We start from the raw sequence: 26,907 nt of genomic DNA on the forward strand, positions 1-26,907 counted from the left end.
GCCGCCGCGCTCTCCGAGGCCTCGGCCACGTAGTCGACCCCGCTCCGGTCCGCGGCGGCGGCCCAGCTGGGCGGGATTCCGCTGGACGGCATGCCGAAGGAGTGGACCAGGATCCGCCGGCCGGCCCCGGCGGGGACGATCGCCGGCCGGCGGGCCTCGTCCGCTTCGTGTCCCGCCCCCGCCACGGCGAACCCGGCGTCCGCCAGCGCGTCGAGGGTCTCCGCGAGCCCGCGGCGGCCGAAGTCGAGGACGTGGTTGTTCGCGAGGACGCAGACGTCGGGCCGGGCGGCGGCCAGGCACGGCAGGTTGGCGGGATGCATGCGGTAGTGGACCGCTTTGCCGGGGGCGAAGTCGTCGCTCCGCGTGACGCTGACCTCCAGATTGAGCACCACGGCGTCGGGCGCGGCCCGGTCGAGGATCCGCAGCGTGTCGCCCCAGGGCCAGGAGAAGTCGACCGGGCGGGGGATCGGGCCGTTCGCCGCCTCCGCCAGCTCGACGTAGCGGCGGGCGTCCCGGACGTACGACTCCGCCAGCGCCGGATCACCCGGGTGCGGCAGTATCTGGTCGACGCCCCGGCCGAGCATCACGTCGCCGGCGAGGCACAGCGTGATCAGATCACCCTGCGTCCGTCCAGGCCAGGACCCGGCCACTGGGATCTCGGCCGGCGCTCCAGCGTGGTGGTACTCCTCGAAGACCGTCACGGCGTCCCCGCGTCCGTGTAGCGGAGCAGGGCGCCGACGCCGTCCCGCAGCGGCAGCTCGTCCTGGGGTACGACGACCAGTTCGGCCCCGGTGCCGACCAGGGCCCGCACCAGAGCCTCGTCGGCATGGTCCTCGTGGGGTGCCCGTACCCCGAAGGACCTCAGCTCGTCCTCGGCCAGGGCGATCTGGGAGGGCTGCGGGCCGGTCCACAGCCGTAGCGAGGACAACGGAGGGTGGTTGAGCAGCAGCGCCGAGACCTGTCCGCGCTGCAGTGCGGCGACGGTGGCGGCCAGGCCCTCGGACGCGGCTCCGTGCAGTGCCCGCCGGCCGATGTACATGTTCGCGAGCTCCAAGTCGTGCGCGGCCGGGCGGCCGTGGAAGACGCTGATCAGCTGCGGCTCCAGCAGGGCGCGCCCGGTGTCCGTCGGCGCCGGCCCCGCGACGCGTACGGTCCGGCGCCGCAGCCCACCTGGGAGGCGGCGGACCAGGACGTTGCCCGCCCAGTCGTTCCCGCCCACGATGACGGCGTCCGAGCCCTGGTGTCGTGCCCACTCGTCCAGCCGGTGGCCGAGCCGGACGGCGGCGTCGTGCCACTCCGCCACCGGGACCTGCAAGTGCAGCCGCTCTCCCGGGGCGACGGTGGATGCCGGCCAGACCCCCGCCTCGGCCTGGACCGTCACGGTGCCGTGGGTCTCGGCCGTGGGCAGTCCGCGGTAGTGCACGAGCACAGCCAGATAGGGGATGTCCGGCAGGTGTTGGGTCACCAGCGGCATCGCGTCGGGCAGCGTGCTGTAGCGCGCGGAGTCGTGGGCGGGCGGTTGCGGCAGCTCTCCGTCCAGCACCAGAGCCCCGTGGGCGGTGAAGATGGCCTGCCCGTGCGGCCCGGGCACATCCGCATCCTCGCCGACCACCTGTCCGATGGCGGTGAGCGTCGGCGGGTCCGCACCCTGGCGAGCCAGGGCGTCGCGCAGCCGTCGCCAGCGCAGGTCGATCGCACGCTCCGGATGCTCGACGTCACGGGATGTGTCGAGGTAAACAGAGGCGAACGGGCCGGGCTCGGCGTACAGGGGCTCCAGGAACGACAGCCGCATCACCACCACTCCACCTTTGATGATGACACTGACGCGGTCGGATACGGAACAGTACGATGTCGGGCGCGACCGATCCCGCCACGGTGTGGGCGAGGACCGCCCGTTGGCGGCGCGCGTTCGGCGGGCGGACGCCGCTGATCGGGTGCTTTGCCCGGCGGGCCGGTGTCCGCGCCACTGCCCGCGGGCAGTGCGCCGCGCATGACCGGAATGAAACTCAGCAGCGCCGCGTTCGACGACCACACCGCGATCCCCCGTCGGTTCAGCGGGGAGGGGGAGAACGTCTCGCCGCCCCCGGCCTGGTCGGCGGCGCCCGAGGGGACCGCGGAGGGGCAGAAACCCCGGGGCGGGCTGCCGTGGCCCAATGACTTTGGGCGCGTGGGCTGGGGTGGGCCGATGCCTCCGCCGGGGCACGGGCCGCACCACTACTTCTTCCGCCTGTACGCCCTGTCCGAGCCGCTCGTACAGCTCGACGCGTTCATGACCGCCGGGGCCGATGGGCGGGACGAGCCGGCCACCGGTCCGCAGCTGTGCGACCAGCGGCTCCGGTACCTCAGGCGAAGTCCGCCGGGCGAGTCGGAAACGGCAGTGCGCGCCCGTGGTGCGTGTCGACCGTGCGCGTCCGCGGACTGAGCGGCGAAGCCGACCTCCCGGTGATCCCGGCCCGCCGACAGCGGGCCGCATCCTGGGCCACACAGCGCCGTTCCGCGACTCAGTGTTATCGGTCGGCCTGGCGATCCTGGATCCGGTGGCAGAAGGGTGCCTGACCTGTGGTCTATGTGGACGGCTGGGCCAGGGTCGGGTGGCGGCGGCGCCAGTTCGCGTAGACCGGGCTGGCGGTGCAGGTGTCCAGGTAGCCGGCCGCCGCCGTGCGGAGGATGGTGTCGCCGTGGGGGGTCAGTGGGCCGTCGCGGTGCCAGGCCAGGACGTGGCGGTACCAGAGCGGGTTTCCCGCGAGGGGGCGGACGGCGACGCCGGGGGTTTCCGAGAAGGTGGCCTGGCAGAGGCTGACGGCCAGGCCCGCGCGGACCAGTTCGACCAGCTGGCGCCCCTCGGCCTCGTGCGGGGCGGATGGGCGGCGGCCGGTCAGTGCGCACACGGAGGACCAGTACTCGCGGGTGCGGTCGCCGTCGGGCCGGGGCATCGCCCAGTCGTGATCGGCGAGTTCGGTCAGGGCTACGGCTTCCTGGCGGGCCAGCGGGTGGGCCGTGGGCAGCAGGGCGAAGACGGGTTCGGTGACCAGGGGGGTGAGGACCACCCCGTCGCGCGGCGGCAGGACCTGCTCCGGGTGGTCGCCGAGGACCGCCGCCTCCAGGCGGCCGGCGGCGAGGTCGTCCAGCAGGGTGACGGGGGAGTAGTGGCACCGGGACGTCACCTCGGCCTCGGGCAGCAACCTCCCTATGGCCAGGATGAGGTGGCCGATGAGGGGAGCGCCGACCGATCCGACGCGGACCCGGTCCGGGGATGCCAGGTGGCGGGCCGCGCGGGCGGTATCGGCGAGAAGCGCGTCGATGCCTGGCAGGACGGCGTGGGCCCGGGCCAGCACCAGCTCACCGAAGGCCGTGGGTGTGGCTCCCGCCCGCCGCCGGTCGAAGAGGGCACCGCCGAGCATCGACTCGATGCGGCGCAATTGCGTGCTGAGGCCAGGCTGGGTCATGGACAGCGCGGCGGCGGCCCGCGTGAGGCTGCCGGCGTCGGCGATCGCGCACACCACCCGCAGGTGCCGTACCTCCAGTTCCATGCCGCGCATGTTATGGAGCGACGACAGCTTTCGGACAGGAGCCGGATCCCGTCAATCTTATGTGAAATGTCACACGTGATTTACGGGAGGTTGTGCGTCCATGAGACTCAGATCCAGGCCCATCCGCCGCCTGACGGCCACGCGCGGGCTGCCGGCTGCCCTGGCCGCCGCACTGCTGCTCCTCCTGCTGCTGGCGCCGCCCGCCGGCGCCGCTGACAGCCCGTCGGCCTGCGCCCTGCGCGGTACCACCGGCTGGACGGACGAGGGGCACGATACGGACTACTCGGTGTTCCGGCGTCCCGCCGGCACGGACAAGGTCGCCATGGTCTTCGTGGACTTCCCGGACGCACCGGCCACCGAGGCCCCGAGTGAGGACTCCGCGCAGATCACGCCCGGGGCGGACTGGCTCTGGTACGCCTCGTACGGCAAGACGTGGCTCGCGATCGACCAGCACCAGCGGTGGTTTCGCATGCCTCGCGCCTCCACCGACTACGGCTTCGCGCGCGGCCTGACCCACGAGACGCACGAGGCGTACGTCAAGGACGCGGTGGCGGCCGCCGATCCGTACGTGGACTTCTCCGGCTACGACATGGTGTACGTCGTGCCGACGCGCAACGCGGCGGCGATCTCCTTCACACCCACGTACGTGTACGAGCCGGGCACGGCGGGTGTGGTGGCCGACGGCCGCCGGGTCAAGTGGGCGGTGACCTTCGGCCAGGACATGTGGCACTGGGGTGCCAAGCTGGTCGCCCACGAGACCGCGCACACCTTCGGGCTGCCCGACCTGTACGCCTTCGAGGCGGGCGGCGACGCCCACCGGTTCGTCGGTGGCTGGGACGTGATGGGCCTGATCGGCGGCCGGGGGTCGCAGTTCTTCGCCTGGCACTCTTGGAAGCTCGGCTGGACCGGGGACGGCCAGGTCGTGTGCCGGGCCGTGAAGGGCAGCGACACCGTGTACCTCACGGCGGTCGAGTACGGCAGCGGCACCAAGATGGCGGTGATCCGCACCGGCCCCACGACCGCGTACGTCGTCGAGTCCAGGCGCGGGATCCAGGCGGACGAGGACTCCTGCTCGACTGGCGCCCTGATCTACCAGGTCGATGCCTCCGTGCGGAGCGGCCAGGGGCCGGTCAGGGTGATGGATGCCAAGCCGGCCGCCGCGCCCGCCAGCGGCTGCCGCCCGTTGGACGACGCCCCGTTCTGGGCGGGCGAGTCGTTCACCGATGGGGCGGCCGGGGTACGGATCGACGTGCTCGCCGCTGACGGCTACGGCGAGACCGTACGCATCACGAAGTCGTAGATGGGGCAGGACGCGACAGTGCCCCCGGGTCCACGCCAAGGAGCCGGGGGCACTGCGCGGGGTGGGTTCAGGTGCCGCTCTTCGCCGGGTCCTTGAGCCCGATCGTGGCGTAGTCGAGCTGGCCGCCGAAGGACGTGTGGCCGAAGGCGCCGGCGATGTTGGTGCCGAGCAGCAGCGGCATGCGCTCGATGACGGCGGGTGCCGTCGGGGCCTTGGCGAGGATCTCCCCGTCCAGCTGCCGCCACGCCGTGTTGGCCTGCGCGGCGTCGGTCATGCCGGCGATCTCGTCCATCCGCTTCATCGTCGCCTCGTCGCGGAAGAGCGAGTGGTTTCCGGTGTTCCCCTTCTCCTTGATGTAGCGGCCGTCGAAGAGGAAGGGCAGAAAGGTGGAGCCGGAGGGGTAGTCGGGGCACCAGCCGGTGTAGACGAGGGCGGTGCGGTTCTTGGTGTCACCGATGGTGTCGTAGAAGGCCGACGGATCGACGGTGTCGATCGTGACCTTGATCCCCGCCCGGCCCAGGGACTGCTGGACCGCCTCGGCAACCCCCTTGTCCCCGTTGGAGACGGTGATGGTGGTCGTGAACCCGTCCGGCTTGCCCGCCTCCTTCAGGAGCTGTTTCGCCTTCTCCACGTCACCCGTTGCCGGGATTCCCAGCGTGTCGGGTTGCTTGCCGCCGAAGAGCGAGCCCGGCATGAGTGCGGTGGCCGGGTCGTTGAGGGCCGGGCCGCCCGAGGCGGTCAGCACTGCCTCGCGGTCCAGGGCGTACTGCACGGCCTGCCGGACCTTGATGTCGTCGAAGGGGGCGCGGCCGGTGTGCATCTGCACCATCTCGGTGCAGTTGGTGGACTCGGCCAGCAGCCGTGCCCTGACGTCGGCCTTGGTGAGTACCTTGGGGGTGCTCTCGGGGCGCAGCTTCCCCCAGGAGACGGCAGAGGCGTCCACGCCCTCCGATGCGATGAGCCGGTCGTCGATCTGGTTGGCCCTCAGCCCCATCACCACGACCAGCCTGTCCGGGTACGCCTTGCGTACGGTGTCCGTCGCCGGGTCCCAGTGGGGGTTGCGGACCAGCACCAGCCGCTTGTCCCGGTCGTACGACTCGATCTTGTAGGGCCCCGAGGAGAACGGGCGGCTGTCGTATTGGGGGCCCTTGTCCTGGGCCCTGGGCACTGGGGCGAAGGTGGGCAGGACGGTGGCGTTGGGGAATTCCGCGAAGGGCTTGCGGAGTTCGAAGACGATCGTGTGGTCGTCGGGGGTCTTGACGGAGTCGAGGTGCTGCCCCTGGGCCGGGCCCCGGTAGCCCTCGGCGCCGGCCAGGTAGCGGGCGGCGTAGTCCGGGCCACCGGGCAGGTCGGGGGAGAAGGACCGCTCCACGTTGTACTTGACGTCCTGGGCGGTGATCGGAGTGCCGTCCTCGTATGTGAGGCCCCTCTTGAGCGTGAAGGTCCAGGTCTTGGCGCCGTTGGAGGAGACACCGAGGTCCTCGGCGAGGTCGGGGACCAGCTCTCCGCCCTTCGCGCCCGGTTCCGCCTTGTACGTCACCAGAGTGCGGTAGAGCAGCCGGGTGCCGAAGTCCATGTCGCCGATCACCCAGTTGCGGGCTGGGTCGAGGTGGGTGAAGTCCTGGTTGGACAAGACGGTCAGCGTGCCGCCCTTCTGCGGAGTGCCGCCGACTGTGGTCCCCGCGTTGGCGAGTGCGGGGTTCTTCGCGTCCTTGTCCTGCCGACTGCCACCGGAGTGACTGCCGTTGGAGCAGCCGGCCATGCCGAGTGTGATGGTCGCCGCCAGGGCGGTGGCGACGGCGTGGAGAGTGCGCTTGTTCATCAGTGGTCACTCCATGAACAGTCGGGCAGCCTGAGGAGGCTGGAATGTGACCGATAACATAGTTATGTGAAATGGCACTCACAATTGTCGCGCCTCCATAGCGCGGAGTTATGGGTAAGTGGGGGCTCCGCGGCCGCCGTTGGCCGCGCCATGCTGTTGCGCAATGTCATACGTCACTGGCGGCCATGCGGCCGCGAAAGGGACCCATGAACCCTGCGTACGCGACCGTCGACCACGTCTTCACCGTCCCCCTGGACCACGCGGCCCCGCACGGTCCGACCATCCAGATCTTCGCCCGGGAGGTCACCGATGCGCTCCGAGCAGGTCGGCAACTCCCCTGGCTGCTCTATCTGCAGGGCGGACCCGGTGGCAAGTCGCCCAGGCCGTCCGCCGGTTCACCCGGCTGGTTGCCCCAGGCCCTCAAGACCCACCGGGTCCTCCTCCTGGATCAGCGCGGCACGGGCCGTTCCACCCCCGTCACCGCCCGGGCGGCCTCCCGCTTCACCTCACCGGCCCGGCTGGCCGACCATCTCGGCCACTTCCGCGCCGACTCGATCGTCGCGGACGCCGAACTGATCCGCCGGCAGCTGTGCGGCGACCAGCCCTGGGAGACCCTCGGTCAGAGCTACGGCGGCTTCATCACCCTCACCTATCTCTCCCAGGCCCCCGAAGGTCTGCGGGCCTGCTGCGTGACCGGCGGCCTGCCTGGCCTCTCGGCCACCGCCGACGACGTCTACGCCCGCACCTACCCCCGGGTGCGGGACCGCGTCCTCGACTTCTACGCCCGCTACCCCGGCGACGCCGCCCGGCTGCGCGACATCGCCCGCCTCCTGGCTGCCACCGATGTGCGCCTGCCCGACGGAGACCGGCTCACCCCCCACCGCCTGCGCACGCTCGGCCTCGCCCTCGGCATGGGTGACGGCTTCGAGCGGATCCACTGGCTTCTCGACGAATCCCTCGACGAGGAAGGGAAGCTGACCAACACCTTCATGCACCAGGTGATGACACTGACCGGCTTCACCGACAACCCGCTCTTCGCCGTCATGCAGGAGACCCTGTACGGCCAGGGCACGGGGTCGACGGGCTGGGCGGCGTCCAGGGCCTTGGCGGCCTTCCCCGAGTTCGCCGAGGACGCCGACCCCCTCCTGCTCACCGGAGAAATGATCTACCCCTGGATGTTCCGCGAGATCAAGGGCCTGCGTCCCTTCGCCGACGCCGCCGATCTGCTCGCCGAACGCCCCGACTGGCCACCGCTGTACGACCCCCACCGCCTCGCCGCCAACCGGGTCCCGCTCGCCGCACTCGTCTACCACGACGACATGTACGTGGACGCCGGGCTCTCCCTGCGCACCGCGCGCGAGGTCGGCGCCACCCGGGTATGGGTCACCAACGAATGGGAGCACGACGGCGTCACCGCCTCCGGCGGCCGCGTTCTGTCCCGCCTGATGGATCTGGCCGCGGATCGCGCGTAGGACGCGCGCAGCTCCCTCACACCCGCCCCCCGCACCCCCTCAATCTGCCTCCGACGGGAGAGACATGACCAACCCGCTCCACCGCCTGCTGCCGCTCGCCGCAGTCGTCGCGGTCGTCGCCCCCATCTCCTGCCTGTCCGCCCCCACCGCGGCCGCTGCCCCCGGTTCGCCGCCTCCAGCCGCCGGCTGCGCCCTCCCCGGCGGGACCGGCTGGACGGACGAGGGACACGACACCGACCGGACCCGGTTCCAGCCCGCCACCGGAACACGCCGCGTCCTGACGCTGTACGTGGACTTCCCCGACGCCCCGGCTACCGACTCCACCGAGCCGTACGCCGCTCAGCTCGCCCCGGCCCCCGACTGGATGGGCCGCGCGAGCTACGGTCGTCTGCGGCTGGACAACACCCCACTCCACCGCTGGATCCGGATGCCCGCCGAGTCCACCTCCTACGGCTTCGCGCGTGGCCTCACCTTCGAGGCCCACGAGAAGTACCTTCGCGACGCGATCACGGCCGCCGACCCTTACGCGGACTTCTCCCGCTACGACATGGTCTACGTCGTCCCCACAAGGACGGCGACCGCGATCCCCTTCTCACCGACCTACCTGTACGACCCGGCGACACCCGGCATCACCGCCGACGGCACCCGCATCAAATGGGCCATCACCTTCGGACAGGACATGTGGCGCTGGGGTCACAAGGTCGCGGCCCACGAGACCGCCCATACCTTCGGGCTGCCCGACCTGTACTCGTTCGCCGGCGCCACCCACCAGTACGTGGGCGGCTGGGACGTCATGGGTAACATCGCCGGCCACGCCCCGCAGTACCTCGGCTGGCACTCTTGGAAGCTCGGGTGGACCCGCGACGACGAGGTCGCCTGCCTGCCCGCGTCCGGTCGCCGAACGGTGCGGCTGTCCCCGGTGGAACGACCCGGCGGAACCAAGATCGCCGTGCTGCGGACCGGTGAGACGACGGCATATGTGGCGGAATCCCGTCGCGCCCAGGGCAACGACGCGGCCGCCTGCTCCACCGGCGTTCTCGTCTACAAGGTCGACTCCGCCGCCCGGACCGGCGAGGGCCCGGTGCGGATCATGAACGCGAACCCGACCACGATCCCGCCCAGCGGCTGCACCCCGCTGGACCTGGCCGCGTACGCACCCGGACAGAGCTTCACCGACCCCGCGACCGGCGTGCGCATCGACGTCCTCGCGGGCGGACGGAGGGGAGACACGGTGCGGCTGAGTATGGAGTGACTCCGGTCCGGGCCGGCCGCGTCCACCTTGATTCCCCGGGACCCACACGTCGAGTGTGCCGCGAACCTTGAGCCTGCCGCAAAGGGTCTTGTTCGGTTGTCTGCCGCCCCAGGCATGTCTCGACTGGTCGTCGGCGCGGCAGGGAGTCACGGGCCTGACGGCGGGGGCTGGTCCGATGGCCTCTCGGCCCGTATCGGAAGGCTCCCTCACGTGCGCTGACCGCTCGCCCGTGGTGTGGGTGGGTTCCGCGAGCACTGGGACTGCGCCAAGCTCCTCCGTCTCCGTCTCCGTCTCCGTCCCCGTCCCCGTCCCCGTCCTCGTCCCCGTTCGCGTGCGCGCGATGCGGTCCGGGACGCCTCGGTGGACTACGTGGTGGGGATCTCCACCACCCTCTCGGCTCGGTCCGGCGAGGCAGTGCCGGTGGCCGAGCCCTACTCCGAGAGCGGACGGCCACCCGTGGCGAAGTGCCCGGACAAGCCGCGGTCGGTGAAACAGCTGGTCATCGAGGCAGGCAGGAACGCGGCGAAGCCGGTGCAATGGCGTGAGGGCTCCCGGCCCGGCACCGGCAAGAGCGGTCTGAAGTGGATGTACGCGCGGTTCGTGGCCTTGCGGATCCGGCCCGCCGACGAGGTCCGCCAAGCCGTTGACTGCCCGGAGCTGCCCGAGTGCTGGCTCCCGGCCGAGTAGCCCGCCGACCAGGGCGAACCTGTCCAGCCCCCAAAGAAACGGTGTCGGCCTGAGCTCCTACCGGATCGTCCGCGAACTGCAGAGCCTGGACGCCGGATTCGTACGGTCCGGGATTGCGCGGTCGAAGGTTGCCGCTACCACCGAGACTGGAGCATCCCGGCCCGGCACGGCGGTTCGAGACCTTGAGGTCAGGAACGACCACATCTCCGGTGGGGTATGCGAAGCGAAACGTTGCCCCGCTTGTGATCACATCTCCGCGTACCCGAGAGCGACGTAGGATGCGCCTCCCCCTGCGCCGCGGCACTCGCTCCGCCCCTCACCACCAGAGACACGGCGCCACCGCTTACGTGGCGCACGATCTCCTCGGCGGAACAGGCCCTCGGCAGCGCGCCGCGGCCCCGGAAGTTGCACCGGCGCCGGCCCACGTATCCCTGTGGACCGACGCCGGGTGGATCCGTGCGGTTAGCGCACGGCGGCGGCCGGCCGTCGGCGGCGCGCGTACACCACCGCACCGGCGATTGCCGCCAGGGCTGCGGCCCCGGTGGCGGAGATCGGCTGCCAGGACGCCTCCGTCGCCGGTTTCCCGGATGCGGCGGCGACCTGCTCCGGCTGGTCCTCCACGAGGCCGCGGTACCCGCCGGCCAGGCCCTTGCGGTCGTACTCCGAGCCGGGCATCTTGTCGCCGTAGCGGGCGGTGACCAGCTTCTGGTAGGCGGCGAGGGTGATGCCGCGCTTTCCGCCGAGGCCGCTGTTCGCCTCCTCGTTGAGCGGCTCGACCATGCCTTCGGCGGTGAGCCGGTACCAGGCGTGGATCTGTGGCTCCGTGAAGGTACGGGCCTGTGGAGTGCCGCGCTCGGCGAAGCCGACCTCGGCGTCCCCGTCCCGGATGCCGGCCAGCTGCCAGCCCTCGGCGCCGACGTTCTGCGGGCTGCTTCCGGTGTTAGGGGTGTTCCCCTTGGGTGCGAGCAGTACGGCGGCGTTCTTGCCGTCGGAGGCGGTCACGCGGGAGGCCAGGTAGGAGAGCCGGATCGCGGTCTGCGGGGTCGCCTGGGTCTTGCCGGTCACGAACTCGGGGCTGATCTCGAACATCGGCACCGGGTCCTTGAGAGCGAACCCGGGCGGCGCGGCGACCGCGGCGGGTGCGTTGCCGGGGGTGCCGACGGTGCCGCCGTCCGCGCCGGTGCCCGTGCCGTGCTGCCGGGCCGAGACCAGGAAGCGGGAGACCGTGTCGCGGAGTTGGTCGCTGCGGACGGCCTGCTGGGCGGACGGGTAGCCCGCGATGCCGTCGCCCTCCGCGGCCTGTGCGGGAACGATTCCGCTCAGGGCCGCGGCGAGCGCGGCCGTGGCGAGGACGGCGGCCCGGACTGCCGTGTGCTTGGTGTGTCGGGTGGTCTGCATGGTCGGTCTTCTCCTCAGCCCTGGATCCCGATGCGGGAGTGGGTCCACTGGAACGAGTTGTTGTTCACGTAAGTGGCGTGGTTCCACCAGGTGTAGGTCTGGGTGGTCTGCCACGGGTCCCCGACCGCGACCATGTTGGTGGCGCTGTCGTAGCCGTAGATGACGTTCATGTGACCACCGCCGGTGCGCCAGCCGATCCGGACGGCGAACGGCCGGCCTGYGGCTATCTCGGCGACCGACTCGCTGAACGAGGCGTTGCGATACAGGCTGCGGCCGCTGTTGCTCAGCCCCAGCCTGGCCAGGCCGTTGGCCATGTCTTCCAGCGTCGCGGGCTGGTTGTTGCAGTCCACCCAGGAGCCCTGGGCGGCGAGTTGGCAGAACTGCTCCTGGCTGACGGAGCGGCCCCAGTGCTTGGCGATGGTCACGCCGGAGGCGTCCCAGCACCACTGGGTCCTGACCTGCTTCTGCATGTCGATGTTGAGCGTCTTCGCGGTCGTGGGGGGAGGGGTGGGGGTGGGTTTCGGGTTCGGGCTCGAACCGCAGACCGGCAGGGCGGTGGTGTTCTCGTTGATGAAGGTGTCGGCGATGTAGTACGAGCCGGTGAAGATCCACCGCGGGTTGTTCTCCACGGTGTCGCCGGTGGTCCGGCAGGACATCTGGATCTTGTCGCCCACCTTCGAGGAGCCGTTCACCTGGGCCGAGAGGGACGGCTTGGCCCGGTGGTTGACGGTCTTGTAGTTGCCCTGCCCGCCGATGACCGTGCCGCTGACCACATCGGCCTGGGCGAGGGCATTGAAACCGAACAGCAGACCGCCGGCGAGTGAGGCGGTGCTCGCGGCAATCAGAGCTTTCTTGCGGCGGGACGCGCGACGTTTGTGCATCATGCTCCTTGGTCTGAGAAATGCGGGAACTTGCTTGACCGGCAACCTGGTCGTCCGGTGTGCGGGACACATACCGGGGGGGCGCGGCTGCGGCCCCCTGGCTCGGCGGCCCCGCACTCCGTGGGGTGGCTACTTCGGGCCGAAGGTGAGGAGTAGCTGCGGCGTGGCGTCCGTAGCCGTTGATTCCTTGGACCGGATCCACAGCGGGTCGGTGCCCGTGCTGGTCAGGGCCATGCTGTAGCTGGTGCCCAGCGACGCGGAGAGTGTGGCGGTGGCCAGCTGGGCGCTGTGGACGGCTGAGCCGTCGGGGATGGTTGCGAACGTGCCGAGCGGCGTGGTGCCTAGGGTGGGCTTGGTGGTGAATGTCGTGCCCGCGCTGCTCCAGGTGCCGGTGAGACGGTGTCGGCCGTGCCAGCTCGTCGCCCCCGATATGCCAGTAGCCCGCGTACGGCTGGATGCCGCTGGTGTTGCCGCTGACGGAGGAGTCGGCCACGTACGGGCTGGTGGAACGCAGGCCTGGGCTCATACGACGGCCTGGTTACCGACCGCTTCACCCGTCGCCCCGCGCCTGCCTGCGGGCTCGGGCCCGGCGGACCAGCAGCATCCCGCCAGCGGCCCCCGCGAGGGCGGCCACGGCCACGCCCGCCGTGGTCCACGAGAAGGTGCTGCCGCCGCCGGCCAGGGCGGGCGAAGCGGATGCGGCGGCCGAGGGGCTCGCAGGAGCGGGAGCGGTGGGCGCGGCGGAAGTGCTGGGTGGCGCCGGGTCGACGACCGGTACGGAGACCTCGCGTTCGGCGTGTCCCAGTGAGGGGAACCCGACGTGGACGTGCACCTTCCAGGTACCGGCCGGCAGGACCTCGGCCGTGCTCCAGCCGGTGCGCGTGCCCGCGTCCCGGACCAGCTTCCAGGGGCCCATCGCGCGGCTGCCGTCCGCGCTGGTCGCGTTCACCGTGGCGGCGACCGCCTCCTCGATGGCGTCCTCGTCGTTCTCCCAGGTGATGTCGGTGGTGAGGTGACCCTCCCGCTGCCCGTTGATCACGACCTTGACGGTGTCGCCGTGGGCCTGGGCCGGGGTCGCCAGGGCCACGGCCTGGGCGAGGAGGAGGAACAGGACCCCGAGTCCGGTACGGCCGGGGAGGCTGTGGCGTGTACGCATCGGTTGTGGTGCTCCCTGGTGCGGTGGGATGCGAGTGGCCGCCACCGCTGCGGTGCGGTGGAGGTGCGGTGCCGTGAGGGAGCCGGCGGACGGCCGCATGGGGAATACAGCCGTCCGCCGACGGTTGATCAGACGGTCGAAGGTCAGCCGACCTTCTGGACCGTCCAGACCTGGGACGCGCGCCCGTCGGCACGCTGGAGGTCGAGCAGCCAGTCCCCGTAGTACGGCCGGTTGCTCACGGTGAGGGCGTAGCCGCCGCTCGCGTCGGTAATGGGGGTGGTGCCGGAGCGTGAGTTCAGCTTCCACTGCTGGGTGGGGGCGTTGCCGCACGCCTGCTGGGCGATCCACATGCCAGCGGCGGGGGCGCCGCCCGCCTGCAGGCACTTGCCCGAGACCGCGGACTTGATACGGACCAGGCCGCCGCCCGCGTCCTCGAACAGCCACTGCTGCTGCGCGTAGCCGTCGGCCCGCGCGCCCACGAGGAGGGTGCCGTCGGCGGCGCGGCCGCCCCACAGCTCGGCGGCCATGCCGGTACTGCCGTTGCCGAAGGTGTAGCGGGTGCCGGGGGTCGTGGTGCCGCCGCCGGCGCTGGTGGTGCGGAAGGTGGTGACGCTGCCGGGGCCGCTGTCACGGCCGGCTGCGTCGCGCACCGAGACAGCGACTTTGTACTCCGTTCCGGACTGGAGGTTGTAGATGTTCAGCGTCTGGGACTGGACCCAGGTGAGGTGCTTGCCGTTGAGGAGCACCTGGTACCAGGCGGCGCCGTCGACCTTGGGCCAGCTTGCCACCGCGGAGTTGGACCGGACCTGGCCGACGGTCACGGCCGGCCCGCCACCGGGCTTCTTGGTCGGGGTGGGGGTGGGCTTCGTGGTGGGCTGCGGGTTGGGGTCGGGGTTCGGGTTGCCGCCCTTGCCCTTCATCAGGAACTGGTTGTCGGCGATGTTCCAGTGAGTGGCGAGGTAGCTTCCGGCCTTGGGGTTGGTGTGGAAGTAGTCGTCGTGGTTGCAGTCCAGGATGTTCTCGGCGGCCTGGTTGGTGCACACGTTGCGCATCTGCGGGTAGTACGGGGTGTCCGAGTAGCACATGACGTCGTACTCGTCCGTGCAGTGGGCGCCGCGGCTGGTGTTGGGGGCGCTGTTGTTCACCGCGCCGAGGTTGTGGCCGAGTTCGTGCGCCGCGGTGTGGCCGCCCCAGCAGCCGGAGTCCGTACGGCCGTACGAGGGGCCGAAGTTGCTCTGGTTGTTCTGACCGGGCCGCTCGTCGCCGGCGAAGGTGCCGATGCCGCAGTAGACCTGAGTGTCCGAGAAGATCATGTACTTGCGGTCGCGGCGGTCGAGGCCCTTGGCGGCCAGCGCGTTGTTGGTGGCGCTGAACTCAGCGAGCGCCGAGGCGGGGAGCTCCATGTTGAGCACGGTCGGCGTGCAGTCGGCGGCTGTCACGTAGCGGATGTGCCGGACGCCGCCGGTCTCCTGGGCGCTCGTGGAGTAGATGAGGTCGGCGTCGGCGGCCCACTTGCGGAACGAAGCGACGTATTCGGAGTACCGGTCGCGGTCGGGGCCGTGGACGTACACGACCTGGACGCGGTTGCCGCTGCTGCCGTCGCCGTCGCACTGGACGGTCTGCCCCGAGGGCCCGGCGGCCACGGTCTGGCCGCTGCCGCCAGCGGGTGCCGGGGCCTTCGACGCCGGGGCCTTGGCGGTGGCCGCGTCGGCGGCGGGCGCGTCCTGAGGACGCCCGCCGCCTCCGGCGGCAGCTGCTTCGCCGGACTCCGGGCGGGTCGGATCGGCCGCCACGGCCTTCGTCTTGACCGCAGGGGCGACGTCGGCCTTGATGTCGACGTCCTTCGGCGGGGCGTCGGGGCCGTGGCTGCAGAGCCCGGCTTCCGTGCGGTAGACGCCGACGCACTTGTCGCCCTTCGGCGCGGCCTTGAGGCCGTCGAAGACCATGCCGCGCGCGGTGTCGTTGGCGGGCGCGTCCGCGATGGCCGCGGGCTCCGCATCGCGGACTGGTGCGGCGGCCGGTACGAGGGTGTCCGCGGCTGCGTCGGCCTGAGTGGTGCTCCCCGCCTGGGCGTTGTCGCCCAGTCCGGAGTAGGCGATGCCCCCCGCTATCACTGCCGCCGACGCCATGGCGGCGGTGAGGACTATCAACCGGCGGGGTTTGCGCCGGTGTTCACGTTTCTTTCGACGGCTACCCGTCATGCGCACCTCAAATCCTTGGTCGGAGGAGTGGGTGCACGAAACCCTGCCAGACGAGCGAGGTGGAGAATTCGGACAAACAGGAATGGGCTTTGAGGTATCTGACCGTTACCTTGGCGGTCAAATTTGATGATCCGTCAACTCTATTTAACAGTAAGCTAGTTATGCGTGTAGACCAGGAAAGGTCCAGGCTTTTTCAATGGCGTCGTTATGGGATCGAGATAATTGATGAGGCCTGTTGACGGTAATTCAGTCGGTGATTCACCTATTTACTACCGGCCGAATTCCTCCTGTTACGAGCAGTGAGGAATCCCTCCGCTCTGCCTGCGGATGACGACTCGGCGATGCGGAGGCCTTGATGCGTGACCGGGCCAGTTGCCCACGGGTTGTGCAGCCTGGGCCCGAACTGACCTTCTAGGCCCGAACCTTCGTCTCGTATCCCGTCGAACTCACGCCCCCTGCAGGAGTGATCGGCACACACCGGGCACATGCAGGCGGCAGACCTTCAAGGAAAGCGGCCGCGCTGTACTGGGCGCCCCTGTCGGTATGGAAGACCGCGCCGTGGACCCGGCCGACGGCTATGTAGGTGATGTCGCCGCACCACCTGGTGTTCAGGGCGTCCGCAGTGAAGTCGCGCATCACCAGGTCCGGCGCGGGCGGCGCGGTCCTGTCCGCGATCGTCGTCCGTTTCTTCTTCCGCAGGTGCCGGCCGGCGATGTGGTTGATCCRCATCAGCCGGGTCACGCGCTTGCGGTTGATCCTGCGTCCTCTCGCACGCAGCTCGGCATGGACGCGCGGGGCGCCGCAGGCGCCATGGTGCTCGGTGTGGTCGGCGCGGATCTCGCTCACGGTCCGCTTCTCCTCGGCCTGGCGCCCGGCGCGGGCCTGCCCGGTGGCCAGATGCCGGCAGTAGCCGGCGCGGGACGCTCCGAGCATCCGGCAGATCCGCTTGACGCCGAAGTCGGCGCGGTGGTCGGAGATGAAGGCCCAGCGGCGGTTGCTCACTTCATCTCCCGGGCGAAATAGGCGGCTGCCCGGCGCAGGATCTCGCGTTCCAGCCGCCACTCCTGCTCGGCTTTGAGCGGCCTGGCGTTCTCAGCCCGCAGCCGGGCAAGCTCCTGCGCCGCACTCACGCTGCCGTCGCGGCCCGTAGGCACGGCCTGGGCCTCGTCCTTGCGGACCCACGTCCGGAGCGACTCCGCGGTGATGCCGAGATCCGCGGCCACCGCCGCGTACGTCCGCTTCCCGGCCGCGGCGCGGTAGAGCGCGACAGCGTCGTTCCTGAACTCCCGCGGCGGCCTGGACGGCGCCGTATTCCACTCCGTCCACGGGGCGCAATACGTTCCCGGGCCTTCGCCGGCCTCTGCGACCAACTCTGGGTCACCCGGCCGATGGGCGCGGTCGGCACCAGCGCCGACAATGCCGCCTGCGAAAGCTTCCACGCATCCCTGAAACGCGAGACTCTCCAGGGCGCCCACGACGGGCTGTGGCAGGTCAGCCGCTTGAGGGCTGTACGCCTTCCCCGAACTTCGGCACGTCGGCACGCCCCGGACACGTCCAGACGCAACCACACGAAGTGGAGCGGGCGCCGCCACGCCCCGCGGTCGATGCCGGTGTCAGCGCTGACTTCCGCGACCTGCTCGGGGCCGGGCCGCCCGCAGCGACACGTGGGAAGGACGAGAGGCGGCGTGAACGAGCAGTCCCGGTGCCTCGTTCGTCTGACCGGTCTATAGGTTCGCCGGTATGCCGGGAGGTGCCTCTGGGGGAGGGCCTTCTGCGAGGGTGTGGTCCGCCGTGGCAGGGCGTCGATGGGTGCTATGGACCGTGTTCATGAGGTGGCGCAGGCGGAGGCCGTCTGGGGCGACGGCGGTGACGAGTGCGGCAGGCCCTGCCAGTGGGGTGAGGATGGCTTGGCCGTCTTCCGGCGCGTCCCTGAGCACCTGGATCTTGGGTGGCTTGTTCTCGAAGGCGGGATCGACGCTGAGGATTTGTCCGGTCGCTCGGTGGTGGCCCAGGACGGCAGGCCCGTCCCAGCCTGGTGCGCCTGGGCCGTATTCGGCTTCCTGGTCAAGGAGTACGTGTTCTCCGTGTCGGACGGTGAGCCGGGTAACCACGTGGCCCGGAAGTTCACCGGTGCGTCCGAGTACCTGCTCTTCGCGCAGGAGGAGCCGTGCGGTGGGAGCGAGATCGATCGTCCACGTCTGGCGAAGGTTGCTGCCGGCCGCGCAGATCAGCGGCTTGGGCAGCCAGTGGAGCTCCGCGTGCTCTTCCACGGTCAGGTGCACGTCGTAGGTGGCGTGTGCCGTGGTGGGCCCTTTGAGGGCGAGGGTTGCGGCGGTCGAGGTGATGTGGAGCTGCGAGTGCTGCTGGGCGATGGCTTCGATGCGGAGCCGGTCGCCGCCGAGGGGGGCGCTCATCGCGCCGACGATGCATACGCGGGCCTCGGTGCCGCGGGAACGAAGGCGCCGGAGTTCGAAGGGGCCATCGCCGTCGAGGACGGGCAGGGTGGTGGTGCCGCCCCTGGCTGCTGCCGTGATGCGGGCCGTGGCCCGTACGCCTGTGACAGGTGTGTGGCGGTCGGTCGGCTGGGCGTGCTCGGTGGTGAGGGTCATGCGGGGCCCGCGGTCCAGTCGGTGAGGCGTTCGCGGATCCAGTCGGTGACCGGTTTGACGCCGCCTTCCTCCTTGAGGCAGGTGAAGGCGACGGGGAGGTCACCGCGCTGGGCCTTCGCGTCGTGGGCCATGGCACCAAGGTCGGAGCCGACGTAGGGGGCGAGGTCGGTCTTGTTGATGACGAGGAGGTCTGCGGTGGTGACGCCGGGTCCCCCCTTGCGGGGGATGTCGTCGCCGCCGGCCACGTCGATGACGAAGATCTGGCTGTCCACCAGTCCTTTGGAGAAGGTGGCGGTGAGGTTGTCGCCACCGGATTCCACCAGGACCAGGTCGAGGGAGCCGACCTCCTCTTCCAGGTCCTCGACTGCTTCGAGGTTTGCGGAGATGTCGTCGCGGATGGCGGTGTGCGGGCAGGCACCGGTTTCGACGGCCTTGATCCGCTCGGGTGGCAGGACCGCCTCCCGGAGCAGGAAATCGGCGTCCTCGCGGGTATAGATGTCGTTGGTGACGACGGCGATGGACACTTCGGTGCGCAGTGCCCGGCACAGGGCGGCGACGGTGACGGTCTTGCCCGAGCCGACCGGTCCGCCCAGTCCGATGCGCAGGGCGCGTCGGCTTCCGTCGGGGCGCGCAGGGTCGGCGGCGCGGTAGGTGTGCCGGCGGGGGAACTCTTCGTCGAGTTCGTGGCCGAGGTGCATACAGGCTCCTTGCGTCGTGTTTCGTGGCGGGTGGTCAGGAGGCGAAGAGGCGTACCGGCCAGGCGGCGTGCTGCTGTGCGGTGATGTCGAGCAGCGGCGCGGAGGCAGCGGGCAGTGCGTCGATGCCCTCTTCGGGGATGCGCTGGGCCGCCGTTGCGGCGGCGGCCGCGACACGGTCGATGTCCGGGACCAGGCGGGCCAGCACCGCGGTGGCGTCGAACGGATCCAAGCTCAGCAGCCGGACTGTCGCCGTGGCCGGCCCGCTGACGGTTTCGTATGCGGCTGCATACGCGGCGTCCAGGGGGGTGAGGCCGGCCGACCGGGCGGCCAGGCCCAGCACCACTGGCTGGTGGGCGCCCCGGGGCCGGGCTGCGGCCAGGGCGTCGAGTTCGGGCGACGGCCAGGTGGCGCGGGCCGCCCGCATCATCTGCCGGCCCAGCTTGCGGGCTGTGGTCCGCAGCGCTGCCACCGGGGTGCGGGCGTCAGCGGCCCCGTCCAGGGCCAGTGGATCATGCCCTGCGGCGGTCGCGGCGGCCAGCGCCGCCGCGACCAGGCCCGCAGTGTGCAACCGGCCCCGGCAGAAATTCTCCAGCGAGCCGGCATCCTTGATCCGGCCCGCCGCCACGGCCGCTTCGGCGCCGCCGGAGTGTGCGTGGCCTCCGGCGGGGAAGCGGCCGTCGGCCAGAATGAGCAGCGCGGCACAGTTCATTGTTCGTTCCTCTTCACAGCTCAGGTCCTGCGGGGGCCGGGGTCGTCGGTCAGAAGAGGAAGTAGCGCTGTGCCATGGGAAGCTCGGAGACGTAGGCGCGGTCGACGATCTGGCCGTCGACGAAGGTCGTCACGTCCGTCACCTTCGCTCCGCCGACGATGACCTCGTAGGTGTCGGGGTCGATCCGGACGTGGGGGGTGGCACCGTTCTCCTTCATGTCGGCCTTCTTGACGGGACGTGTGTCCGTGATGGCCTTGAACTGTTTGGTCAGCTTGCGGCCCTTGGCGACACCGTTCTTGATGGCCCGCTCGGTGACGAAGTTGTAGGAGAGAGAACCGGGGGCCAGACCGGTAGCACCCCACATCGGGCGAGGCAGCACCGGCTGGGGGGTGGGGATGGACGCGTTGGCGTCGCCCACCTGCGCGTAGGCGATCTGCCCGCCCTTGATGACCACGTGCGGCTTCACCCCGAAGAACTTCGGCTCCCACAGCACCAAGTCGGCCAGCTTGCCGGTCTCCACCGACCCGACGACAGCGTCGATGCCCTGCGCGAGGGCCGGGTTGATGGTGTACTTCGCGACGTACCGGCGGGCGCGCCGATTGTCAGCCACCGGCGGTTCGGCCGGCGGAGTCGTAAGCGCCGGCGTCTTGTCCTTGGCCTTCTTGCTCTTCGGCTCGGCCTCCGGCTCGTCCAGAGGCTGGTCTTCTTCCAGGAAGCCGCGGCGGACCTTCATGACGTGCGCGGTCTGCCAGGTACGCATGATCATCTCGCCGATGCGGCCCATGGCCTGGGCGTCCGAGGACATGATCGAGATGGCTCCGAGATCATGGAGGATGTCCTCGGCGGCCATCGTGGAGGGCCTGATCCGGGAGTCCGCGAAGGCCAGATCCTCCTCGACCTTCGGGTTGAGGTGATGGCAGACCATCACCATGTCGAAGTGCTCCTTGACCGTGTTGACGGTCAGTGGCCGGGTGGGGTTGGTGGAGGCGGGCAGCACGTTCGGCTCGCTCACCATCTTGATCATGTCCGGGGCGTGGCCACCGCCGGCACCTTCGACATGGAAGATGTGGATGGAGCGGCCGTCGATGGCGTCGATGGTGTCCTGGACGAAGCCGGCCTCGTTCAACGAGTCGGCGTGGAGCGCGAGCTGAACCCCGGTCTCCTTGCAGACCTCCAGGCACTTCTTGATGACGGCCGGGGTCGCGCCCCAGTCCTCATGGATCTTGAGTCCGATGACGCCGGCGTCCACCTGGTCGAGCATGGACTCCTTCGACATGGTGGCGCCCTTGCCGAGGAGTCCGATGTTCACCGGGAAGCCGTCCAGCGCCTCAAACATCCGGTCGATGTGCCACGAGCCCGGTGTGACGGTGGTGGCCGTGCTGCCCTCCGCCGGCCCCGTACCGCCGCCGATGAGCGTGGTGACCCCCGCGGCCAGCGCCTCATGTACCTGGTCGGGGCAGATGAAGTGGACATGTGTGTCAATGCCGCCGGCGGTGAGGATCCTCCCCTTGCCCGCGATGACTTCGGTGTCCGGACCGATGACGAAGTCGGTGGGCCTCGGGCCGATACCGTTGTGACTGGCCCCCTCCTCGTGCAGAGGGTCCATCGTCTCGGGGTTGTACGCCTTGCCCAGCGCGACGATGTTCCCGCCCCGGATGGCGACGTCCGCTTTTACGACGCCCCAGTGGTCCAGGACGACCGCGCCGGTGATGACCGTGTCCGGAGGTACCGCGACGGTGTCGCCGGCAGGCTTGCCGGGCCTGGCCTTGCCCGGATCACGCGGCACGATGGACTGGCCCATCGACTCACGGATCACCTTGCCGCCGCCGAAGACCATCTCGTTGCCGCTGCGCCCGGGGCCTCCGGACCAGTCGTCCTCGATCTTGATTCGCAATGCGGTGTCGGCGAGGCGAATACAGTCGCGGGTCGTCGGGCCGTACCGGTCCGCGTAGGCGGCGCGGGTCAACGGGTCGGACGGCTTGGGTTCGTCGTGGCAGCAGGAACAGTCGGGGCACTGAGCCATGGAATTCACACCTGCTCCCTGTCGAACGATCCCTTGACGTTGTCGAGCGAGCCCTTGACCTTCTGCGGCAGGCCCTTGACCTTGTCGCGCAGACCGTGAACGACGCGGGCGCCCTCGATGGGCACGAGCTCGACCTCTTCGGTGATGCCGGGTTCGAAACGTACGGAGCTGCCGGCGGGCACGTTCAGACGCAGGCCCCACGCTTGTTTACGGGGGAACCTGAGGCCGTCGTTGGCTTCGGCGAAGTGGTAGTGGGAGCCGACCTGGATGGGGCGGTCGGTCGGGTTCATGACGGTCATCTTCGTTACGTGGTTCAGCTGCCGATGGCGTTCGTTGAAGATCACCACCTCGTCACCCTTCCGCGGGGAGAAGTCCACCTTCCCTGGAGAGACGACCGGTTCTTCGTCCCCGGCTGCATCGGGGAAGGGGCCGTGAATCGTGACCAGCTTCGTGCCGTCGGGGAACGTCGCCTCCACCTGGACGTTCTCGATCATCTCCGGGACGCCCTCCATGACCTCCTCCCGGGACAGCACCTTCCGTCCGGAGGACATCAGCTCGGCGACGGTCCTACCGTCTCTGGCCCCCTCAAGGACATGCACGATCAACAGCGCCATCGTCTCGGGATAATTCAGCCGCACGCCGCGTGCCCGCCGCTTCTCCGCGACATCGGCCGCCACGTGCATCATCAGACGTTCTTGTTCGTGGGGGGTCAGGTGCACAGTCACTTCCCTGCAGTCGCTCCCGCCCAGGGCTCCTGCTCTGGGCCATGAGCCGAGGACGCGGCCACGCGCACCCACAGTCCGGACCTGCCCTCTACGGCATTGTTTCCGGCGCTATTGGCACAGCTCCGTGGCCATCCAGCCCCAACTCAACGTGAAACCATCGTGATCACGCCGATGGGACCAAAGCGACGTACTGGCCGCACGGTACTCAAATGAGTGGTCGCCGGAACAGAGCGCCCAAAAAACGGTGCCGGGAATGATAGGAACCCCTCCCCGCGGCAACTGGGCCGACCAGCTCCGCCTCCGGATGCAGAAATCGGCATCCGGCGCCCGGAGGATCGGACCACGGGGGCTCAACAGGCATTCCGTGCGCCCGGCCCGCGCGGTGAGCTCGACCGGCATCGGGCGTGCGAATCGTTCCTGCGGTGATGCCCTTGCGCCATGCGGGTGAGCACAGTCCGCTGGGGCTTCCGGTGGCCGGGAGAAACACCGTAAAACGCGAGGGCCGTGTTGTCGTGCCGAAGGATGTATGTGATGAGCCGAGGCCTGATCGTGGTGGATGTGCAGAAGGACTTCTGTGAAGGGGGCAGTGTGCCCGTCGCGGGCGGCGCGCGGATCGCGACGGCGGTCGCCGACCTCGTCGAGCGGAGCGCGGGTGACGAATACCAGTACGTCGTCGCGACCCGGGACCACCACATCGATCCGGGAAGCCACTTCTCCGACACACCCGACTACAAGGACAGCTTTCCCGTGCACTGTGTGGCGGGAGGCGAGGGCGGTGAGTTCCACCCCCACTTCGCCCCGACCGTCACCGGCGGCAAGGTGGATGCCGTCTTCTTCAAGGGCGCCCACAGTGCCTCCAAGAGCGGCTTCGAAGGCGCCGACGAACACGGCACATCCCTGGCGGACTGGTTGCGCGCCCGCGGTGTGGAAGACGTCGACGTGGTGGGCATCGCCACGGACCACTGCGTGCGCGCGACCGCGCTGGACGCCGTCAAGGCCGGGTTCCGCGCCCGCGTACTCCTGGACTACTCGGTAGGCGTCGCCCCTGACACCACAGCGTCGACCCTGGACGACTTTCGCCAGGCAGGCGTCACCTTCTCCGGTGAGGCACCCGCCCCGCGATAAGCGGCTGTCGCCAACACACGTCATCACGTGCAGCGGCCACAGAGCACGGTGGCCGTCCGCCCTTTCGGTCGGGACGGGGAGTGAGGGACGGGACCCGGCCCCACGGTGTGCAGCGCGTCCCAGAGGGTCGGTTGCAAATGCTGGCTTAGCGCCATCGCGGGGATCCGGGTGAGGACGGTTTGCGGCGAAGAGGCCTTCGTCCTCACCTGATGATCCCGCATCGGGTCGGTCACCCCCGGCCTCACAGTCGGCGTTGCGGTGGAAGCACCCGGTCCCGAGCAGAAAACCAGCGTCACGATTCCGTACATAGTGCTCATAACGCGCACCATTCGCCTGACGGAGTCAGGCTCACGAGGCTCTGACCTGCGGTTTCCTTCTACCTATTTTGGATAAACCTGTTTCCTGGGACCTATCAGGTCGAGGGCGCGCGATCCATGAGCCTGCCCGCAAAGAGCCTTTGGCCTGCGGTTTCTCAGATGTGCGTGGTGTGCACCCTGGCGGCGGCCGCGCACCTCACTGCGGAGGAGACCGACCACGACACCCTCGTAAGAGCGTGTCCTATGTGGTGAGGCGGAGGAGGCGTTCGTAGCAGCTGAGGGCTGCGGCGAGGCCGAGGCCAGGTGGTTGCGGGGGTGGCGTTCGCAGCGGTGGTTGAGTCGGCGGTATCCGGTCAGCCAGGACATGGTCCGTTCGATCACCCAACGGCGCCGACCCAGCCGCTCGGAGGAGTCGATGCCTTTGCGGGCGATACGGACGCCGATCCGCTTCCCGTGTAGCCATTTGCGCAGGTGAGGAATGTCGTAGGCCTTGTCGGCATGCAGACGCTGCGGTTTGAAGTGGCGGCCGCAGTGGGGGTCGTGTGTCTCGTTTGGTGACCCAAGATCATGGGCTTCAGCGCAAGGCTGTCGTGGGTGTTGGCGGCCGAGAGACCGACGAGGAGGGGCAGTCCGTTCGCGTCCGACGGGACGTGCATCTTGGAACCCGGCTTGCCCCGGTCCACGGGGCTCGGAACTGTGAGTTCACCCCTTTTAAGCGCGGACATGGGCGGAGTCGAGGACGGCGCGGGAGAGGTCGAGGAGGCCGGCGTCGTCGAGGCGGTGCAGGATCTCCTCGTGCAGCCGGCCCCACAACCCGGCCCTCGACCAGATCAGGAAGCGGCGGTGGGCCGTCGACTTCGATATCCCGAAGCAGGGTGGCAGGGCCCGCCAGGCGCACCCGCTGACCAGCACGTAGATGATCGCGGCGAACAGCGCGCCCTCGTGGCCTGATGCATTGTCAGGTAAGTCAGCATCCGATCAGCATCAGTCCCTGAGCGTTCAGAGGGGCTGTCCGATGTGACGCCTGGTCGGCGGTGTCACAACAGCCTGGTTGGCGCAGAAGCGCRGGCTGCGAGCCTTCTCGGCAGAGGGGGTCGATGTTCCTTTCTACCTTCGTCTCGGCGAGCGTCCGTGTAGAGTGCATAGCGCCCTTGACCTGCAGAAAGCTGGCAGGGAGCCGTCTTCTAGGAGTTCAAAATGCTGCGCACCATGTTCAAGTCCAAGATCCATCGGGCCACCGTCACCCAGGCCGACCTGCACTACGTCGGTTCCGTGACGATCGACGCCGATCTCCTCGACGCGGCCGACCTGCTGCCGGGGGAGCTCGTGCACATCGTCGACATCACGAACGGTGCGCGGCTGGAGACGTACGTCATCGAGGGCGAGCGCGGTTCGGGTGTCATCGGGATCAACGGGGCCGCCGCGCACCTGGTGCACCCCGGGGACCTGGTCATCCTGATCAGCTACGCGCAGATCGAGGACGCGCAGGCGCGGGCGTTCTCTCCCCGCGTCGTCCACGTGGACGCGGACAACAGGATCATCGAGCTGGGGTCGGACCCGTCCGCCCCGGTGCCGGGCACGGACCAGGAGCGCAGCCCCCACGCGGTTGCTGTCTGAGGGGAGTCGGGTACATGGCGATCGAACTGCTGGACGAGCGGAAGGCCGGGCGGCTGCTGGCCGTCGAGGACGGGGCGGTGGTCGGGTTCATCGCCTACTTCGTCCTCGGCGCCGAGCCGCACGCGCTGGTCGCGGTCCACACGGTGGTCGAGCCGGGCCACGAGGGCCGCGGGATCGCCGGGGAGCTGGTGCGGACCTTCTACGGGATCGCCGCCGCCGAGGGCGTGCCGGTCGTCCCGCTCTGCCCCTACGCGGCGAGCTGGGCCGCCAAGCACCCCGACCGGGCGCCCGTGGCCCCGGCCGGTCTCGTGGAGGCCGCGAAGGCGCAGCTGGACGCCGACTCCGACCAGTGGTGACGGGGCTGACGCTGCTCCACACCTCCGCGGCGCACGTCCCGGTCTTCGACGCGCTGCGCGACCGGGACCACCCGGGAGCCGCACTGCGGCACCTGGTGCACCCGGAGCTGCTGGAGCGGGCCCGCGCCGACGGCCCGGAGTCGGTGGCCGAGGACCTGCGCGGGCTGCTCGGGGACGCGGACGGGCCGGTGCTGGTCACCTGCTCGACCCTCGGGGCCGTCGCGGAGGCCCTGGGGCCCTCCCTCGGCGTCCCGGTGCTCAGGGTGGACCGGCCCATGGCGGCCGAGGCCGTCCGTAGGGGCCCGCGGATCGCCGTACTGGCCACCGTCGAGTCGACCTTCGCGCCGACCGCGGACCTACTGGCCGAGGAGGCCGCCGGTCGACCGGTGTCGGTCCGTACGCGGTTCGTCGAGGGGGCCTGGGAGCTCTTCGCGGCCGGGGACACCTCCGGGCACCTCGCGGCGGTGGCCGAGGCGGTGGACGCCGTCACGGACGCCGACGTCATCGTCCTGGCCCAGGCCTCCATGGCCGACGCCGCCCGGTCGGCCCGTACCCGCGTACCCGTCCTCTCCAGCCCCGGACCCGGCCTGGCCGCGGCCCTGCGGCTGCCCGGAGCGGACACCGCCCCCGCAGCCCCGGCCTGACCGGCACCCGCGCTGGGCGGTGCCCCCGGCGGAGACGGCCGCCGGGGGCACCGCCGTGTCCGGGGGCATGACGGAAGGGATCGGGGGAAAGTGGGACTCATGGAGCGAAAAGCAGAGCAGACGCAGCCCCCGCCGCCCGAGCCCGACCCGGTTCCGGCGCCCTTCCCGCCGCTCCCGGAGCCCGAGCCCGTGCCGCGGCCGGTGCCGCCGGTTCCGGCGCCGTTCCCCGAGCCCGATCCGGTGCCCGCGCCACCCGGACCCGCTCCGGTCCCCCAGCCGGGCCCGCTCGGCTGAGGGACCCGGCGGGCCGCGCCCCCTCGGGCGGGTGAACCCGTACGTCAGTCCGCGCGAACGCCGTCCCACTGTTCGACATGCGCCCAACTCC

At 70.1% G+C, this 26,907-nt stretch carries 20 protein-coding genes and 5 pseudogenes; 9 read left to right on the top strand and 16 right to left on the bottom strand.

The window, feature by feature from the left end:
* The 4 genes and pseudogenes from AB4039_RS20985 to AB4039_RS21000 all read right to left on the bottom strand — a co-directional run.
* Positions 1 to 584, bottom strand: a 584-nt coding sequence (locus AB4039_RS20985) for a CapA family protein (protein ID WP_442271487.1), incomplete at its 3' end; no start/stop codon positions are given.
* Positions 585 to 697: 113 nt separating this feature from the next.
* Positions 698 to 1,792, bottom strand: a complete 1,095-nt coding sequence (locus AB4039_RS20990) for a baeRF2 domain-containing protein (RefSeq protein ID WP_266845880.1) — start codon at positions 1,790 to 1,792, stop codon at positions 698 to 700.
* 495 nt (positions 1,793 to 2,287) lie between these two features.
* Positions 2,288 to 2,473, bottom strand: a pseudogene (locus AB4039_RS20995) (hypothetical protein); the annotation flags it as partial.
* Positions 2,474 to 2,564: 91 nt separating this feature from the next.
* Positions 2,565 to 3,530 (bottom strand): LysR family transcriptional regulator, encoded by a 966-nt coding sequence (locus AB4039_RS21000; protein ID WP_442271467.1) that lies wholly within the window; start codon positions 3,528 to 3,530, stop codon positions 2,565 to 2,567.
* Positions 3,531 to 3,630: 100 nt separating this feature from the next.
* Between AB4039_RS21000 and AB4039_RS21005 the strand changes: the two genes are divergently transcribed.
* On the top strand, positions 3,631 to 4,830 hold the full coding sequence (locus AB4039_RS21005) for a M6 family metalloprotease domain-containing protein (protein ID WP_442271468.1): 1,200 nt from the start codon (positions 3,631 to 3,633) through the stop codon (positions 4,828 to 4,830).
* A gap of 67 nt (positions 4,831 to 4,897) precedes the next feature.
* Here AB4039_RS21005 and AB4039_RS21010 read toward each other — a convergent pair whose 3' ends face one another.
* Positions 4,898 to 6,652: an ABC transporter substrate-binding protein gene (locus AB4039_RS21010; RefSeq protein ID WP_442271469.1), complete on the bottom strand. Its 1,755-nt coding sequence runs from the start codon at positions 6,650 to 6,652 to the stop codon at positions 4,898 to 4,900.
* A gap of 206 nt (positions 6,653 to 6,858) precedes the next feature.
* Between AB4039_RS21010 and AB4039_RS21015 the strand changes: the two genes are divergently transcribed.
* From AB4039_RS21015 to AB4039_RS21025, 3 genes and pseudogenes are all read left to right on the top strand, one after another.
* On the top strand, positions 6,859 to 8,124 hold the full coding sequence (locus AB4039_RS21015; protein WP_442271470.1) for an alpha/beta fold hydrolase: 1,266 nt from the start codon (positions 6,859 to 6,861) through the stop codon (positions 8,122 to 8,124).
* Positions 8,125 to 8,188: 64 nt separating this feature from the next.
* Complete coding sequence (locus AB4039_RS21020; protein WP_442271471.1) at positions 8,189 to 9,376, top strand: M6 family metalloprotease domain-containing protein; 1,188 nt, start codon at positions 8,189 to 8,191, stop codon at positions 9,374 to 9,376.
* A gap of 336 nt (positions 9,377 to 9,712) precedes the next feature.
* Positions 9,713 to 10,060: pseudogene (locus tag AB4039_RS21025) on the top strand (transposase); the annotation flags it as partial.
* 465 nt (positions 10,061 to 10,525) lie between these two features.
* Here the strand turns inward: AB4039_RS21025 and AB4039_RS21030 are convergent.
* From AB4039_RS21030 to AB4039_RS21050, 5 genes and pseudogenes are all read right to left on the bottom strand, one after another.
* A complete protein-coding gene (locus AB4039_RS21030) occupies positions 10,526 to 11,461 on the bottom strand; it encodes a hypothetical protein (protein ID WP_266845743.1) in 936 nt (311 codons plus the stop codon).
* A gap of 14 nt (positions 11,462 to 11,475) precedes the next feature.
* Positions 11,476 to 12,345, bottom strand: coding sequence for a papain-like cysteine protease family protein (locus AB4039_RS21035; protein WP_442271472.1), 870 nt, complete (start codon positions 12,343 to 12,345; stop codon positions 11,476 to 11,478).
* A gap of 547 nt (positions 12,346 to 12,892) precedes the next feature.
* Positions 12,893 to 13,498, bottom strand: a complete 606-nt coding sequence (locus tag AB4039_RS21040) for a hypothetical protein (protein WP_442271473.1) — start codon at positions 13,496 to 13,498, stop codon at positions 12,893 to 12,895.
* A 143-nt stretch (positions 13,499 to 13,641) separates the two neighbouring features.
* Complete coding sequence (locus AB4039_RS21045) at positions 13,642 to 15,627, bottom strand: RICIN domain-containing protein (protein WP_266845740.1); 1,986 nt, start codon at positions 15,625 to 15,627, stop codon at positions 13,642 to 13,644.
* Between the two features lie 557 nt (positions 15,628 to 16,184).
* Positions 16,185 to 16,985 (bottom strand): annotated as a pseudogene (locus AB4039_RS21050) (IS3 family transposase); the annotation flags it as partial.
* Between the two features lie 7 nt (positions 16,986 to 16,992).
* On the opposite strand from AB4039_RS21050, the pseudogene AB4039_RS21055 reads away from it, so the two are divergent.
* Positions 16,993 to 17,168, top strand: a pseudogene (locus AB4039_RS21055) (IS3-like element ISRhosp5 family transposase); the annotation flags it as partial.
* 255 nt (positions 17,169 to 17,423) lie between these two features.
* Here AB4039_RS21055 and AB4039_RS21060 read toward each other — a convergent pair.
* Genes AB4039_RS21060 through AB4039_RS21080 form a run of 5 tightly spaced genes read right to left on the bottom strand, consistent with a single transcriptional unit; the run spans position 17,424 to position 22,457 of the window.
* A complete protein-coding gene (locus AB4039_RS21060) occupies positions 17,424 to 18,308 on the bottom strand; it encodes an urease accessory protein UreD (RefSeq protein WP_266845739.1) in 885 nt (294 codons plus the stop codon).
* Positions 18,305 to 19,006, bottom strand: a complete 702-nt coding sequence (gene ureG / locus AB4039_RS21065; protein ID WP_442271474.1) for an urease accessory protein UreG — start codon at positions 19,004 to 19,006, stop codon at positions 18,305 to 18,307. Before ureG ends, AB4039_RS21060 begins: the two co-directional genes overlap by 4 nt.
* Positions 19,007 to 19,040: 34 nt before the next feature.
* Positions 19,041 to 19,715 carry an urease accessory protein UreF gene (locus AB4039_RS21070; protein ID WP_266845737.1) on the bottom strand — a complete coding sequence of 225 codons (675 nt, stop codon included), beginning with the start codon at positions 19,713 to 19,715 and terminating at the stop codon, positions 19,041 to 19,043.
* A gap of 49 nt (positions 19,716 to 19,764) precedes the next feature.
* The gene (locus AB4039_RS21075; protein WP_266845879.1) at positions 19,765 to 21,738 is read right to left on the bottom strand and encodes an urease subunit alpha; all 1,974 of its coding nucleotides are present in this window, start codon (positions 21,736 to 21,738) and stop codon (positions 19,765 to 19,767) included.
* A gap of 5 nt (positions 21,739 to 21,743) precedes the next feature.
* On the bottom strand, positions 21,744 to 22,457 hold the full coding sequence (locus AB4039_RS21080; protein WP_266845736.1) for an urease subunit gamma: 714 nt from the start codon (positions 22,455 to 22,457) through the stop codon (positions 21,744 to 21,746).
* A gap of 537 nt (positions 22,458 to 22,994) precedes the next feature.
* Between AB4039_RS21080 and AB4039_RS21085 the strand changes: the two genes are divergently transcribed.
* Positions 22,995 to 23,588: an isochorismatase family protein gene (locus AB4039_RS21085; RefSeq protein ID WP_266845735.1), complete on the top strand. Its 594-nt coding sequence runs from the start codon at positions 22,995 to 22,997 to the stop codon at positions 23,586 to 23,588.
* A 558-nt stretch (positions 23,589 to 24,146) separates the two neighbouring features.
* Here AB4039_RS21085 and AB4039_RS21090 read toward each other — a convergent pair.
* Positions 24,147 to 24,841 (bottom strand): annotated as a pseudogene (locus AB4039_RS21090) (IS5 family transposase); the annotation flags it as partial.
* Between the two features lie 261 nt (positions 24,842 to 25,102).
* Here AB4039_RS21090 and panD point away from each other — a divergent pair.
* Genes panD through AB4039_RS21105 form a run of 3 tightly spaced genes read left to right on the top strand, consistent with a single transcriptional unit; the run spans position 25,103 to position 26,522 of the window.
* On the top strand, positions 25,103 to 25,522 hold the full coding sequence (gene panD, locus AB4039_RS21095) for an aspartate 1-decarboxylase (RefSeq protein WP_266845734.1): 420 nt from the start codon (positions 25,103 to 25,105) through the stop codon (positions 25,520 to 25,522).
* Positions 25,523 to 25,536: 14 nt separating this feature from the next.
* Positions 25,537 to 25,878, top strand: a complete 342-nt coding sequence (locus AB4039_RS21100; RefSeq protein WP_266845733.1) for a GNAT family N-acetyltransferase — start codon at positions 25,537 to 25,539, stop codon at positions 25,876 to 25,878.
* On the top strand, positions 25,872 to 26,522 hold the full coding sequence (locus AB4039_RS21105; protein ID WP_442271475.1) for an aspartate/glutamate racemase family protein: 651 nt from the start codon (positions 25,872 to 25,874) through the stop codon (positions 26,520 to 26,522). Before AB4039_RS21100 ends, AB4039_RS21105 begins: the two co-directional genes overlap by 7 nt.
* Positions 26,523 to 26,907: the final 385 nt, after the last annotated feature.

The sequence above is a fragment of the Streptomyces sp. M-16 genome, assembly GCF_052114405.1.
In the GTDB taxonomy this organism is placed as follows: domain Bacteria; phylum Actinomycetota; class Actinomycetes; order Streptomycetales; family Streptomycetaceae; genus Streptomyces.

Bases quoted from the DNA above. Each gene is read 5' to 3' on its own strand.
- AB4039_RS20990 (WP_266845880.1), bottom strand. From the start codon at position 1,792: ATGCGGCTGTCGTTCCTGGAGCCCCTGTACGCCGAGCCCGGCCCGTTC.
- AB4039_RS21000 (WP_442271467.1), bottom strand. From the start codon at position 3,530: ATGGAACTGGAGGTACGGCACCTGCGGGTGGTGTGCGCGATCGCCGAC.
- AB4039_RS21005 (WP_442271468.1), top strand. From the start codon at position 3,631: ATGAGACTCAGATCCAGGCCCATCCGCCGCCTGACGGCCACGCGCGGG.
- AB4039_RS21010 (WP_442271469.1), bottom strand. From the start codon at position 6,652: ATGAACAAGCGCACTCTCCACGCCGTCGCCACCGCCCTGGCGGCGACC.
- AB4039_RS21015 (WP_442271470.1), top strand. From the start codon at position 6,859: ATGAACCCTGCGTACGCGACCGTCGACCACGTCTTCACCGTCCCCCTG.
- AB4039_RS21020 (WP_442271471.1), top strand. From the start codon at position 8,189: ATGACCAACCCGCTCCACCGCCTGCTGCCGCTCGCCGCAGTCGTCGCG.
- AB4039_RS21030 (WP_266845743.1), bottom strand. From the start codon at position 11,461: ATGCAGACCACCCGACACACCAAGCACACGGCAGTCCGGGCCGCCGTC.
- AB4039_RS21040 (WP_442271473.1), bottom strand. From the start codon at position 13,498: ATGCGTACACGCCACAGCCTCCCCGGCCGTACCGGACTCGGGGTCCTG.
- AB4039_RS21045 (WP_266845740.1), bottom strand. From the start codon at position 15,627: ATGGCGTCGGCGGCAGTGATAGCGGGGGGCATCGCCTACTCCGGACTG.
- AB4039_RS21060 (WP_266845739.1), bottom strand. From the start codon at position 18,308: ATGACCCTCACCACCGAGCACGCCCAGCCGACCGACCGCCACACACCT.
- ureG (WP_442271474.1), bottom strand. From the start codon at position 19,006: ATGCACCTCGGCCACGAACTCGACGAAGAGTTCCCCCGCCGGCACACC.
- AB4039_RS21070 (WP_266845737.1), bottom strand. From the start codon at position 19,715: ATGAACTGTGCCGCGCTGCTCATTCTGGCCGACGGCCGCTTCCCCGCC.
- AB4039_RS21075 (WP_266845879.1), bottom strand. From the start codon at position 21,738: ATGGCTCAGTGCCCCGACTGTTCCTGCTGCCACGACGAACCCAAGCCG.
- AB4039_RS21085 (WP_266845735.1), top strand. From the start codon at position 22,995: ATGAGCCGAGGCCTGATCGTGGTGGATGTGCAGAAGGACTTCTGTGAA.
- panD (WP_266845734.1), top strand. From the start codon at position 25,103: ATGCTGCGCACCATGTTCAAGTCCAAGATCCATCGGGCCACCGTCACC.
- AB4039_RS21100 (WP_266845733.1), top strand. From the start codon at position 25,537: ATGGCGATCGAACTGCTGGACGAGCGGAAGGCCGGGCGGCTGCTGGCC.